General features: G+C 70.7%; 13 protein-coding genes. 3 read left to right on the forward strand and 10 right to left on the reverse strand.

The annotated features are described in order from the left end of the window. Nucleotides 1-97 precede the first annotated feature (97 nt). The 9 genes from GT347_RS05565 to GT347_RS05605 form a co-directional block, all read right to left on the reverse strand. The gene (locus GT347_RS05565; RefSeq protein WP_160551018.1) at nucleotides 98-1,171 is read right to left on the reverse strand and encodes a protein-glutamate methylesterase/protein-glutamine glutaminase; all 1,074 of its coding nucleotides are present in this window, start codon (nucleotides 1,169-1,171) and stop codon (nucleotides 98-100) included. Further along, the gene (locus GT347_RS05570; RefSeq protein ID WP_229722722.1) at nucleotides 1,171-1,689 is read right to left on the reverse strand and encodes a chemotaxis protein CheD; all 519 of its coding nucleotides are present in this window, start codon (nucleotides 1,687-1,689) and stop codon (nucleotides 1,171-1,173) included. The genes GT347_RS05565 and GT347_RS05570 overlap by 1 nt, the downstream gene beginning before the upstream one ends. Continuing rightward, nucleotides 1,689-2,489, reverse strand: coding sequence for a CheR family methyltransferase (locus GT347_RS05575; protein ID WP_160551019.1), 801 nt, complete (start codon nucleotides 2,487-2,489; stop codon nucleotides 1,689-1,691). Before GT347_RS05575 ends, GT347_RS05570 begins: the two co-directional genes overlap by 1 nt. A 21-nt stretch (nucleotides 2,490-2,510) precedes the next feature. Then, nucleotides 2,511-3,098, reverse strand: coding sequence for a chemotaxis protein CheW (locus tag GT347_RS05580; protein ID WP_160551020.1), 588 nt, complete (start codon nucleotides 3,096-3,098; stop codon nucleotides 2,511-2,513). Between the two features lie 13 nt (nucleotides 3,099-3,111). Next, on the reverse strand, nucleotides 3,112-4,782 hold the full coding sequence (locus GT347_RS05585; protein ID WP_160551021.1) for a methyl-accepting chemotaxis protein: 1,671 nt from the start codon (nucleotides 4,780-4,782) through the stop codon (nucleotides 3,112-3,114). A 62-nt stretch (nucleotides 4,783-4,844) separates the two neighbouring features. Continuing rightward, the gene (locus GT347_RS05590; protein WP_160551022.1) at nucleotides 4,845-6,839 is read right to left on the reverse strand and encodes a chemotaxis protein CheA; all 1,995 of its coding nucleotides are present in this window, start codon (nucleotides 6,837-6,839) and stop codon (nucleotides 4,845-4,847) included. Between the two features lie 10 nt (nucleotides 6,840-6,849). Further along, a complete protein-coding gene (locus GT347_RS05595; protein ID WP_229722724.1) occupies nucleotides 6,850-7,149 on the reverse strand; it encodes an STAS domain-containing protein in 300 nt (99 codons plus the stop codon). Continuing rightward, nucleotides 7,146-7,514 carry a response regulator gene (locus tag GT347_RS05600; protein WP_160551023.1) on the reverse strand — a complete coding sequence of 123 codons (369 nt, stop codon included), beginning with the start codon at nucleotides 7,512-7,514 and terminating at the stop codon, nucleotides 7,146-7,148. Before GT347_RS05600 ends, GT347_RS05595 begins: the two co-directional genes overlap by 4 nt. Nucleotides 7,515-7,529: 15 nt before the next feature. Next, complete coding sequence (locus tag GT347_RS05605) at nucleotides 7,530-8,642, reverse strand: methyl-accepting chemotaxis protein (protein WP_195812401.1); 1,113 nt, start codon at nucleotides 8,640-8,642, stop codon at nucleotides 7,530-7,532. A gap of 216 nt (nucleotides 8,643-8,858) precedes the next feature. Between GT347_RS05605 and GT347_RS05610 the strand changes: the two genes are divergently transcribed. Beyond that, a complete protein-coding gene (locus tag GT347_RS05610) occupies nucleotides 8,859-9,962 on the forward strand; it encodes an AraC family transcriptional regulator (RefSeq protein ID WP_160551025.1) in 1,104 nt (367 codons plus the stop codon). A gap of 20 nt (nucleotides 9,963-9,982) precedes the next feature. Here the strand turns inward: GT347_RS05610 and GT347_RS05615 are convergent, their stop codons facing one another. After that, the gene (locus GT347_RS05615) at nucleotides 9,983-11,266 is read right to left on the reverse strand and encodes an MFS transporter (protein ID WP_160551026.1); all 1,284 of its coding nucleotides are present in this window, start codon (nucleotides 11,264-11,266) and stop codon (nucleotides 9,983-9,985) included. Between the two features lie 89 nt (nucleotides 11,267-11,355). Here GT347_RS05615 and GT347_RS05620 point away from each other — a divergent pair, with 89 nt between their 5' ends. Then, nucleotides 11,356-12,279, forward strand: coding sequence for a LysR substrate-binding domain-containing protein (locus GT347_RS05620; RefSeq protein WP_160551027.1), 924 nt, complete (start codon nucleotides 11,356-11,358; stop codon nucleotides 12,277-12,279). 69 nt (nucleotides 12,280-12,348) lie between these two features. After that, complete coding sequence (locus tag GT347_RS05625; RefSeq protein WP_160551028.1) at nucleotides 12,349-12,831, forward strand: GreA/GreB family elongation factor; 483 nt, start codon at nucleotides 12,349-12,351, stop codon at nucleotides 12,829-12,831. Nucleotides 12,832-12,836: the final 5 nt, after the last annotated feature.

Below are 12,836 nucleotides of genomic sequence, written 5' to 3' on the forward strand. Positions count from 1 at the left end.
CTCTGTTGGAAATCGATTCTGTCAGGCGTATCGGGCTGCCGGAACGCCGCTTCTTATGATTTCGACGGAGCCACTATTCACCGGGCAAATACCCCTGTCAGGCGGCGCCGAAACGACCGATTTCCAGCGCGAACTGCTGCAGCGCGACGGTGCGCTCCACCGCCCCCAGGCGCACCGCCTCGCGCGGCATGCCGTAGACCACGCAGCTGTCCTCGTCCTGCGCCAGGGTGCGGGCGCCGGCCGTGCGCATCTCCAGCAGGCCGGCCGCGCCGTCGTCGCCCATGCCGGTCATGATGATGCCCAGGGCGTTGGCGCCGGCGCAGCGCGCGGTGGAGCGGAACAGCACGTCCACCGAGGGCCGGTGGCGGTTGACCAGCGGGCCGTCGATCACCTCCACGAAGTACTGGGCGCCGCTGCGCTTCAACACCATGTGCCGGCCGCCCGGCGCGATCAGCGCCTGGCCCGCCACCACCCGGTCGTTGTGGGCCGCCTCCCTGACGGTGATGGCGCACAGGCCGTCGAGCCGCGCGGCGAAGGCCGCGGTGAACTTCTCGGGCATGTGCTGCACGATCACCAGCCCGGGCGTGACCCGCGGCAGCGCCGTCAGCAGCACTTCCAGCGCCTGGGTGCCGCCGGTGGAGGTGCCGATGGCCACGATGCGTTCGGTGGTGCGCGCCATGGCCCGGACTTCACGGACGGCGCCGGGCGGCAGCACCGCGTCGGCGTTGTGGCGCGGCTGCACCGGTGGCGGCGCGGTGCTGCGCCGCACCCGCGCCCTGGCGGCGCTGCGCACGGTGGAGAGCAGCTCCTCGCCGCTTTCCTGCAGGAACTGCTTGAGCCCCAGCTGCGGCTTGGTGACGATGGCCACCGCGCCGGCGGCCATGGCCTCCACCGTCGTCCGGGCGCCGCGTTCGGTCAGGCTGGAGCAGATCACCACCGGCGTGGGCCGCTCCTGCATGATCTTGCGCAGGAAGGTGATGCCGTCCATGCGCGGCATCTCCACGTCCAGCACGATCACGTCGGGCCAGCCCTCCTTGAGGCGTTCGATCGCCATCAGCGGATCGGCCACGGCATGGGTGACCTGCATGTCCGGCGCGGCATTGAACAGCCCGGTGAGCACCTGCCGGACCACGGCGGAGTCGTCCACGACCATGACACGGATGGCCGGCATCAGTGCACCAGCCCCGCGCCGCCATGGCGCAGCCAGACGGCGCCGCTGCCGGGCTCGAACACGATGACGCGGTAAGCCGAGCCGAAGAGGTGTTCACCATGCACCGCGATGCCGCGCTCCGACAGCAGCTGGCGCGCGCACTCGCCGTTCTCCAGCCCGATGCGCGGCAGCCCGGCGCGCGGCGGGCGGCCGAACATGTCGGCGCCGCCGAAGATCCGGGCCTCGCAGCGCCGCAGGTCCACGCCGAGCGCCCCCAGCCGCGTCGCCATCAGGGCCAGGGCATCGTCGGCATAACGCGCGCTGGGCTGGCGGCAGCCGGCCGGCCGGCGCGCCAGCAGGAAATGCGACATGGCGCCGATGCGCCGCAGCGGATCCCACAGCACGATGGAGACGCAGGAGCCCAGCAGGGTGCGCACCCGGCAGCCGCCGCCGCCGACGAAGTAGTCGCCCGGCTGCAGCAGCAGCTCGCAGGGGCCGGCCTGCGCGGCATGGGAGTACGGCATGTGCAGGGTCTCCATCAGGCCAGCCGGTAGATGGAGGGCGCCACCGCCTGCAGCCCGGGGGCGATGGCATGCAGGTTCTCCGAATGGCCGATGCAGAAGCGGCCTTCCGGCTTGAGCAGGGCGGTGACACGCGCCACCACCTGGCGTTTGGTTTCGGTGTTGAAGTAGATCATCACGTTGCGCAGGAAGATGGCGTCGAACTGGCCCAGCGATGGCAGGGCTTCGTTGAGATTGACCTGCTGGAAACGCACCTGCTGGCGCAACGCCCGGTCCACCAGCAGGGTGCCGGCATGCTCGGCCGTGCCGCGCAGGCAGAAGCGGCGCAGGTAGTCCGGCGGTATGTGCTGGGTGCGCTGCTCCGGGTAGTGGGCGATGCGGGCGCGCTCCAGCACACGCGAGCTGATGTCGGTGGCCACCACCTCGAAGGGCCGGCCTTTCAGGCAGTCGGCCAGCACCATGGCGATGCTGTAGGGCTCCTCGCCGGTGGAACAGGCGGCGCTCCAGACACGAAAGGGCTGGCCGCCCTGCGCGCCGTGCGCCAGCTGGCGCAGCAGCTCGAAGTGCTTGGGCTCGCGGAAGAAGTAGGTCTCGTTGGTGGTCAGCAGGTCGACGGCGATCTGCGCCTCGGCGCGGTGGCGCACGTCGCGCAGCATGGCCACGTATTCGCCGTAGCGCGAGAGCTTGTGCGCCTGCAGGCGGCGCGCCAGGCGGCCGCAGACCAGCGCCTTCTTGGCCGGCGAGAGATGGATGCCGGCGGCATCGAAGATGAAACGCTGGACTTCGCCGAAGTCCTGGTCGCTCAGAACGTTGTGCATGCGGTCTCCGTCGGATGGCGCTCAGCCGCCGGTGCCGGATGCCGGCTCGGCCTGGACGGCGGGCATGCCCAGTTCGTCCAGCGCCAGCACCCGCTCGATGTCCAGCACGATGACGAAGCGGCCGCGCACCTTGCCCATGCCCTCGATGAAGTCGCCGCGGATCTGCGTGCCGAAGGTGGGCGCGGGCTCGATGTCGGTGTCGGGGATGTCGAGCACCTCGCTGACCGAATCGACCACCATGCCCATCACCTGGCGCTGGCCCTCCTGCCCGCCGGACGCCTCGACGATGACGATGCAGGTGCGTTTGCCCGGCGCCGCCGGCTGGCCGCCGAAGCGCACCTGCAGGTCCACCACCGGCACCACCGCGCCGCGCAGGTTGATCACGCCGCGCACCGCGGCGGGCATCATCGGCACCACCGTCGGGCTGCCGTATTCGATGATCTCGCGCACCGCCAGGATGGCCACGGCATACATGGCCTGGTGCAGCGTGAAGGTGAGGTACTGGCGGCCTTCGGACAGCGCTTCGGCAGGCGCCTCGGCGCGGTCGTGCGCCGCATGGGGGCTGCCGCGGCGGGCGCGCGCCGGGGCGGAGTGGGAGGCTTCGGGCATGGGCGGCTCCCGCTCAGAATCGCACGAACTTGGACTCGTCGGGCGCGCCCTCGGCCCGGCCGGCCAGCGCCAGCCCGGTGCCGGTCGCCGACGGCGGCGCGGCCGGCTTGCGGCGCGTGGCGCGGGCCGATCCGGCCTCGGCCATGTGCGGCGCCGCCGATGCGGCGCGGGCCTGGGCCGAGAGGCGGAAGAAGGCCATGCTGCGCTGCAGCTGCTCGGCCTGGCCGCTCATCTCCTCGGCGGTGGCGGCCAGTTCCTCGGAGCTGGAGGCGTTCTGCTGCGTGGTCTGGCTCAGCTGCACCACCGCGGCATTGATCTGGCCCACACCAGAGGTCTGCTCCTCCGAGGCGGCGGTGATCTCCTGCACCAGGTCGGAGGTGCGGCGGATGTTGGGCACCATCTGGTCGAGCAGGCGGCCGGCGCGCTCGGCCAGTTCCACGCTGGAGCCGGCCACGTCGCCGATCTCCTGCGCCGCCACCTGGCTGCGTTCGGCGAGCTTGCGCACTTCCGCGGCCACCACCGCGAAGCCCTTGCCATGTTCGCCGGCCCGCGCCGCCTCGATGGCGGCGTTGAGCGCCAGCAGATTGGTCTGGTAGGCGATGTCGTCGATGATGCCGATCTTCTGCGCGATCTGCTTCATCGCCGCCACGGTGGCGCGCACCGCCTCGCCGCCCTCGGTGGCCTCCTCGGAGGACTTGCTGGCCATGCCGTCGGTGATCTTGGCGTTGTCGGTGTTCTGCGAGATCGAGGCGGTCATCTGCTCGATGGAGGCGCTGGTCTCCTCCACGCCCGCGGCCTGCTCGCTGGCCGCCTGCGACAGCGACTGCGCGGTGGAACTGACCTGTTCGGACGCACCGGCCAGGGCCTCGGCGCCGGCATTGACCTCGGAGACCACGCTGGAGAGCCGGGCGATCATGCTGCGCATGGAGGCCAGCAGCTGGCCGGCCTCGTCGCGCGAGGTGGGCCCGATCTCGGCGGTCAGATCGCCGGACTCGATCTGGTTGGCCACCGCCACCGCGCGGCCGATCGGCCGGCTCACGCTGCGGCTGATCAGCCAGCCCAGCAGCAGGCCGGCCACCATGCCGCAGGCGATCAGGGTGATCATCAGGTTGCGGTTGTGGAAGTAGATGGCGTCGGTGTCGTCGTTGGCCTTGTTGGCCAGGCCTTCCTTCATGCGCGCCAGCTCGCTCATCTGCTCGTCCACCACCACCGTCTTGGCGGCGACGGCGCGGGTCTGGGCGGTCAGCTCGGCGCTGGTCTCGAAGAGCGGGTGGGCGCCGGCCAGGGTGAGGAAGCGCTGCAGTTCCTGCTGGTACTCCTCCCAGCCGCGGTCCACCGTGGCGAAGATCTGCCGGCCGCGGTCGTCGCGGAACAGCGGCCTGGCCTTGTCCAGGTGGGTCTTCACGGCGGCGCTGTACTTGCGGATGTTCTGCAGCTGGGTGTCGCGCTCGGCCGCGCTGGCGGCCAGCAGGAAGTTGGCGCGGGCCCGGCCCACGTAGATCAGGTTGATGTTGGCCTCCTTCACGTCGGACAGGCCCAGCAGCTGGTCCTTGTACATGTCGGTGGCCATGTCGTTGATGCTGTTGGAGGCATTGATGCCGAACAGCCCGACCAGCAGGCTGATGCAGGCCACCAGCAGAAAGCCGACGATCAGCCGGGTACCAATCTTGAAATTAGAGAACATGGGGCGCCTCGTGAAATGGGGTCTCGACGGTGGATGAGGAACTGGGGAGAACGCTGGCTGGTTCAGGTGCGGGCGGCGGCGCCCTGGCCGGACTCCGCCTGCTCCGCGAGCGAGGCGACGTCCAGGATCAGGGCCACGTCGCCGCTGCCGCGGATGCTCGATCCGCTGATGCCGCGCACCTGCGAGAACAGCGGCGACAGCGGCTTGATGACGGTCTGGAATTCGCCGTAGAGGGTGTCGACCAGCAGGCCGAACTGCTGGCCCGCATGGCGCACGACGACGATGTTCTGGCGGGCCGGCGGCATGCCGCCGACCTCGAAGAGCGTGCGCAGCCGGATGAAGGGCAGCACCTTGCCGCGCAGCTCGGCCCAGGCCGGGCCGCTGCCGCCCTCCTCGCGGTACTCGATGCATTCGACGACCGACTCCAGCGGCACCACGAAGACCGAGCGGCCCACGCCGACCTGGAAGCCGTCGATCAGCGCCAGCGTCAGCGGCAGCCGGATGCGCACCGTGGTGCCGCGCCCGGGCGTGCTGGCCAGCGAGACGCTGCCGCGCAGCGCGTCGATGTTGCGCTTGACCACGTCCATGCCCACGCCGCGGCCCGACAGGTTGCTGACCTGCTCGGCGGTGGAGAAGCCCGGCTCGAAGATGAGGGCGAAGATCTCCGCCTCGCCGAGGTTGCGCCCCGCTTCGACCAGGCCGCGCTCGACCGCCTTGGCCAGGATGCGCTGGCTGTCCAGCCCGCCGCCGTCGTCGCTGACTTCGATCACCACCTGGCCGGAGTCGTGGTACGCATCCAGGGTGACGGTGCCGGTCTCGGGCTTGCCGCGCGACAGGCGCAGGGCGGCGGGCTCGATGCCGTGGTCCATGGCATTGCGCACCAGGTGGGTGAGCGGGTCGGCGATCTTCTCGACCACGGTCTTGTCCAGCTCGGTGTCCTCGCCGTGCAGCTCCAGCACGATGTTCTTGCCGATCTCGCGCGAGACATCGTGGACCACCCGCCGAAAGCGCGCGAAGGTGCTGCCGATGCGCACCATGCGCAGCTGCAGCGCGCAGTCGCGCACCTCGTCGATCAGGCCGGCCAGGGCCGCATTGCATTCCTGCAGCACGGTGTGGTGGGTGGCGCGGGCGGCCAGGGTGGCGCTGGCGGAGGCGGTGACCAGCTCGCCGACCAGGTCGATCAGCTGGTCGAGCTTGTCGGCATCGACCCGGATCAGCGGGCCTTCGGCCTTGCGGGCTTCGGCGGGGCGCGCGGTGTCGGTGGGGGCCGCCGCTTCGATGCGTTCGATGCCTTCGGCGGGTTCGGGCTGAGATGGACCGGCCTGCGGCCCGTCCGCGGGCGGCACGATCTCGATGCGGCAGTCCTCGCGCACGAATTCGAAAGTGCCTTCGATGCTTGCGCGGTCGGCATCCGTGTGCAGCACCAGGGACAGGTCCAGGTAGCAGGCCTCCGGGTCCAGCTGTTCCAGCGCGGGCACGCGGGAACGGTCCAGGCGCAGCTCGCGCAGTTCCCCGAGGCGCTGGAGGTAACGCACGAAGGACAGCGGGTCCATGCCGTTGCGCAGCACGTCCGGGCCGAAGCCCAGGGCGATGCGCCAGTCGCCGGCCGTCGTTGCCTGTGCGGCCTGCGCGCCCGCTTCAGGCACCGCCACGGGGGTCGCGCCAGCTTCGGCGCCCAGATAGGCCTGCAGCCGCTGCTGCAGCGGCCGGGCGCGCGCCGCCTCGTCCGGCTCCGCCTGGCCGGCGGCCAGGGCACGGATGCAGCCGGCCAGGTGGTCGGCGCAGGACAGCAGCAGCTGCACCAGCGGCTCGTCCAGCGCCAGCTCGCCTTCGCGCACCCGGTCGAGCACGCTTTCCATCACATGGGTGAAGCCGACGATGGCGTCCAGGCCGAACAGCCCGGCCGATCCCTTGATGGTGTGCGCGGCGCGGAAGATGGCGTTGATCGCCTCCTGCCGCTCGTCCAGTTCCAGCACGCCGAGCAGCGCGCTCTCCATGTCGTGCAGCAGCTCGCGGCTTTCGGCGATGAAGGTGGGCAGGGCTTCGTCCATCTGCATGTCGATGTCCTCAGGCGGCCTGCGCTTCGGACAGGGCGCCGTCCGGCGGCAGGCCGAGCAGTTCGAACAGTTCCCGCACCGCCGGGCTGGGCGCCAGCAAACGCAGCGGGGCCGCGCGTGCCGCGGCGCTGGCCTGGGCGGCGGCGATGAGCTGCAGGCCGGCGGAGTCGATCTCCGAGACTTCGGAGAGGTCGATCTCCAGCGCGCCGTCCTGCTCCAGCGCCTGCAGCAGCTGGGCATGCAGGTCCTGGGCGCGGTAGATGGTCATCTCGCCCTCGATGCGCAGCACGCGCGCGGCGGCCTCGCTCACGGCAGCACCAGCTTCTCGACGGCCGCCAGCAGCTGCGCCGGCTGGAAGGGCTTGACCACCCAGGCCTTGGCGCCGGCCGCCTGGCCCTCGCGCTTCTTGGCCTCCTGGCTCTCGGTGGTCAGCATGATGATGGGCGTGAAGCGATAGGCCGGCAGCTGCTTGACCTGCTTGACGAAGGTGATGCCGTCCATGTGGGGCATGTTGAGGTCGCTGATGATCAGATGCACCTTCTGCCCGGTGAGCTTCTGCAGCGCGTTCTGCCCGTCCGAGCCCTCGATGACCTGATACCCCGCCCCGCGCAGCGCGATACCGACCGCCTGCCGCATGGAGGCGGAGTCGTCGACGATCAGAACCGTTTTAGCCATGTGTCCACTCCCTTTTCAGAAAAACGTGATTTCTTCATGCGCCGCGGGCGCCCTGGCGGCCGCGCCGTCGCCGCCCGCGTGCAGGTGGCGTTCGGCCGTCATGGCGTAGGTCGCCTCCAGGGCCGCCAGCAGCGGCTCGGCGCGCAGCGGCAGCAGGGCCGCCTCGCGTTCGCAGTCCTGCCGGTGTTCCGCCAGGAAGGCCGGCAGCTGGTCGATGTTGCTGCGCACGTGGCTCATGACCTGGCTGACCCGGTCCTGGAACTGCAGCTGGATCAGCGCCTCGTGCACCTCGTCGCGCAGTGCGTGGCTGCTCTGGCGCAGCAGTTCGGTGGAGGAGGACAGCGCGCCGGTGAAGTCGCGGTAGCCGGCCAGCACCGAGCCGATGGCGTCCTCGCTGCGGTGCATCACCGCGTCCTCCTGGCGCTCCGAGATTTCGGCGGCGGCGCAGGTCTCGCGGATGGCGCGGGTCATGTCCTCGATATGGCGGCTGATGCGGGCGCCGGTGTCGCCCGAGACCCGCGAGAGGCTGCGCACCTCCTGCGCCACGGTGGCGAAGCCGCGGCCGCGGTCGCCGGCATGGGCTGCCTCGATGGTGGCGTTGATCGCCAGCAGATTGGTCTGGTGGGCGATGCGCGAGACCGCGTCGGCCATCCCGGACAGCTCGTCGATGAAGCCCTGCAGGCCGCGCACCTGCGCCAGCAGGGTGGCCTTGGCGGCCATGGCATCGCGCAGCGACTGCACCACCGACTGCAGCTGGGCGGAGCTCTTCTCGTAGACCTCGGCGCCCGCGTCCTGGCCGGTGGCGCCCCCCTGCATGGAGCGCTGCAGCGTGGTCTGCAGCTGCTCGACGATCTGGCCGAAACGCAGGCCCAGTTCGGACACGGCCGTCTCCATCTGCGCGCGGGAGGCCTCGATATGGCCCGACCACACCGGAGCGATTCTTTCGGCGAACTCGCCTTGGCTCTGCAGATAGTCCTGCAGCTCGGCGTGCGGCACGCCCCGGCCCTTGGCGCGTCCGGCCAGCACGCTGGCGGCGACCAGCAACAGGGCGCCGACGGCCACCGCGGCCCAGCGGCCGGGCGGCTCCAGTCCGCAGCCCCAGGCCAGCAGCACCAGGCCGCAGGCCATGGCGGGCAAGGGACCGAAAACGATTTCGTGAAAACGTGATGAGCGGGGCATGCCTCACATTTCGGCATGAACGCGCGGCCACAGCAGGGGTACATCAGGCCAAAGCAGGGACCGCGCCGGACAAGATCCAACGTTTTTTGTAAGGGAGTCCTTTACCAGTACCGTGGCGCTTCAAAATTCAATCTGAGATGAACACGTTTCCATCTGGGGTTGGATATGGAAAGGCTTAATTTCTTCGACACGACACCGGCTTTGCCGGCGGAAACGCCGTCGGTCGGCGGCTCCGCCGACCAGGCCCGGCAGGTGGCCGACATGCGCGCGACCCTGGTGCGCAACCTGCTGGCCACGGCGCAGTCGCACGGGCTGAACCCGGAGCCGCTGACCCGCGGCCTGGGCTTTGGCGTGGCCGACCTGGAGCAGCCCAGTTGCCTGCTGTCCTTCTCGCAGTCGGCCCGCCTGGCGCGGCGGGTGCTGGATCGGCTGGCCGATCCCCACCTGGGCCTGCACATGGGCGCGGCGGCCAACTTCGTCTCCTGGGGGCCGCTGGCGCTGGGCATGATGGCCTGCCCCACCCTGCAGGACACCTGGGCGCTGCTGCTGGCGGCGCAGCGCGATGTGGGATGCATGCTCGACCTGAGCGGGCAGGAATGCGGCAAGGTGTATGTGCTCTCCGGCCAGCCGCGTTTTCCGGAGCCCGACCTGGAACACTTCTTCGTCGAACAGACCTTCTCCGCCGTTCTTCGCGCCAGCCGCGAAGTGACGCGCCGCGACATCGCGCCGCTGCGTGTGCAGCTGCGCTGGACCACCCCCGGCAGCACCGAGCGCTACCGCGAGGCCTTCGGCTGCGAGGTGCTGATGGGCCAGCCGGCCAACACCATGGAGTTCTCCGCCGAGCCGGTCCAGGTGCCCACCCACGACCCCTACACCTTCCGCAACATCCGGGCGCTGCTGCATCCGCTGCGGGTGCGCCACGATGCGCGGGCGGACATCGCGGCTTCGGTCAGCCGCTCCATCCGCAACAACATCGCGCACCCGCCCGACCTCGCCACCCTCGCCGCCGACCTGCACATGAGCGAGCGGACCCTGCGCAGGCACCTGGCGGAGGCCGGCTGCAGCTACCTGCAGCTGCTGGAGGAGGAACGGCGCACCCATGTCTTCCACCAGCTGCATGTCAGCGACCGGTCGGTCGCGGAGATCGCGGTGGAGGCCGGCTTCGCCGACGCGCGCAGCCTGCGGCGCGCCTTCCGGCGCTGGTCCGGGCAGACGCCCGCCATCTGGCGCAGCGAGCACATGACGGGTGGGCTGCTGGTCTACAACTGAGGCATCGCAGCCAGCATCGCCTACGCGGCGCAGGCCAGGCCCCGGGGCGCGGCCCGCCGAGCCAGCAAGGGCATGGCCAGCAGGGCACAGGCCGCCGCGCACAGCCAGACCGATGCCCAGCCCTGGGCCGACAGCAGCTGCGGGATCGCCAGCGGCACCAGGAAACAGCTGGCGAACACCGCCGTGTTCGCCATGCCCAGCGCGGTGCCGGCACGTGCCGCGCCGGCCATCACCGCCAGCTCGGTATAGGCCACGCCATGCCAGGCCGACACACAGATGCCGGCCACGGCCAGCAGCATCAGCAGTCCGGCGCCCACGCTGCCTGCACTGCCCGCACTGCCCGCACCGGTGCCCAGGCAACAGGCCGCGAGCAGCACGAACATGGCGACGGTGAGCCGGCAGCAGGCGCGCAGATAGGCCGGACGGTTGCCGCGCCGGTCGGTCCAGCCGCCGCTCCAGATGCGCAGGACCATGGCGCCCAGCTGCACCAGGGACATCGCGGCCGCGATGCCGGCCAGCCCGATGTCCGCGAAGTCGTGCAGGAACACGCTGCCGAAGGACAGCACCGCGAACTGCGGCGCGCACAGGATGCCGATGCCCGCGGCCATGCGCCAGGCGCGGATGTCGTGCAGCGGCCCCGGCCGGCCCTGCGTCGCGGCGGCAGGGACGGTCCGGCCCGCCGGGGCCGGCGGCGGCTCGTGCACCCACAGCGCCGCCAGCCCGGCCGCCCCAAGACACAACGCGGCCAGCACGCCATAGACGGCCACGAAGCCGCCGTGCTGCGCCAGCGTGGTCAGCAGCGGCGCGCCGATGGCGCCACCCAGCGGCACGGCCGTCTGGCGGATGCTCATGGCCAGGCCGCGTTCGCCGTCGCCGAACCAGGTCATCACCGCCCGGCCGCTGGCGCCGTTGACGCTGCCGCCCAGCAGCCCCACCAACACCAGCCCGCCGGCCAGCCAGCCGAAGGCCGGCACATGGCCCTCGGACGGCGCGGCCCAGACCGCCATCGCCGCCAGCGCGGCGCCGGTGCAGGCCAGGCCGAGCAGCAGCACCGGCCGGTCACCCCAGCGATCGGTGAGCAGGCCCCAGGGCAGCTCGCTCAGGGCGATGCCCAGGCCCATCAGGCCCAGCGCCAGGCCCAGGCTGGCGTTGTCGAGCCGGTACCCCGAGCGCATCAGCACGGCGGTCATGGGAATGCCGCTGAAGACCACCGAGAAGGCGGCATTGGCGAGCACGCCGGCGGCCAGCACCTTCCATCGGTGGCGGGGCGGCGGGCTGGCATCGGAGAAGGCGGAGGAAGTCATGGGGGGCAGTGTGGCCAGCGCCTTCCATCCTGAAAATCAGAAAATTCAGCATCCATAATCCACATTTTCGGGATCTTCCAAGGTGCTCCATGGCCCGTGTGCTCTATGACCTGTACGTCCTGCGCAGCTTCTGCACCGGCGTGGAGCTGGGCAGCTTCGCCCGCGCGGCCGACAAGCTGGGCCGCTCCACCTCGGCGATCAGCGCCCAGTTGAAGAAGCTGGAGGCGCAATGCGGCACGCCGCTGCTGCGCAAGTCCGGCCGCGGCCTGGTGCTGACCGATGCCGGCGAGACGCTGCGCGCCTACGCCCATCGCCTGCTGGAACTCAACGACCAGGCCGTGGCCGCGGTCAGCGGCAGCGAGCTGCGCGGCCTGGTGCGGCTGGGCCTGCAGGAAGACCTGGGCGAGTCGGTGCTGCCTGCCGTGCTGGGGCGCTTCTCGCGGGCGCATCCGCGGGTGCGCATCGAAGCGACCGTGGCCCGCAGCGACGAGCTGCGCGAACGTTTCGCGCTGGGCCAGTTCGAGCTGGCGCTGCTCTGGGACGTGGGCATGGACCTGTCCTGCCTGCGCGGCGAACATGTGATGCGCCTGCCGCTGCAGTGGATAGGCCCGGCCTCGGCGCAGGCCTGCGACGCGCCCTGGTGGCGCCGCCTGGCCGAGGGCTCACCCGCCGAGGAGCCGCTGCCGCTGGTGCTGCTGGACGCGCCCTGCCCTCTGCGCGAAATCGTGACCGCCGCGCTGCAGCGCCAGGGCACCGCCTGGCGCTACGCCTTCAACAGCGCCAGCCTGACCGCCTTGTGGGCGGCGACGGCGGCCGGGCTCGGCCTGTCGGTCCGCACGCCTTTCGGGCTGCCGGGCCATGTCAGGCCGCTGGACCCGGCCGCCCTGGGACTGCCGGCGCTGCCGTCCATGGACCTGATGCTGGGCCGTGGCCGCGGCTCGGCCGACCCCTGCGTGGAGCGGCTGGCGGGCATCCTGGTGGAGACGATCCGGGAGCACATGGGCCTGGCCTGATCGCGTGCCGGCGACCTTCATAATCAAGAGCCGCCTCCCCCCGCTTGTTCGAGACGCCGAGCTTTCACCATGGATAAATTCTTGCTGCGGCAGCAGGTGCTGGAACGCCTCGCCGAAGACCTGCTTCAGGCCGAACAGGCCGTACAGGCGGCCCATGAAACGGCGACCCACGAAGAGAACGTGGCGGAAAACAAATACGACACCCTGGGCCTCGAAGCCGCCTACCTGGCCACCGGCCAGGCCCGCCGCGCCGAAGCCATCCGCCAGGCGATGGCGCTTTGGCGGCAATTCCGGCCGCTGCCCTACGACGCCAGCAAAGGCATACAGCTGGGCGCGCTGGTCTGCCTGGTCGATTCGCAGGACAGGCAGCAGCAGCTCTTTCTCGGCCCGGACGGGGGCAGCATGAAGCTGGGCAGCGGCGACCAGCTCGTTCAGGTGATCAGCACCGAAGCCCCCTTGGGCAAGGCCGTGCTGGGTAAATGCGAGGGCGACGAGGTGTCGATACGGCTCGCTCCGGGCCGGCAACAGTTCGAGGTGCTGCGGGTTCATTGAGACGC

The sequence above is a fragment of the Xylophilus rhododendri genome, assembly GCF_009906855.1.
Classification (GTDB): Bacteria; Pseudomonadota; Gammaproteobacteria; order Burkholderiales; family Burkholderiaceae_C; genus Xylophilus; species Xylophilus rhododendri.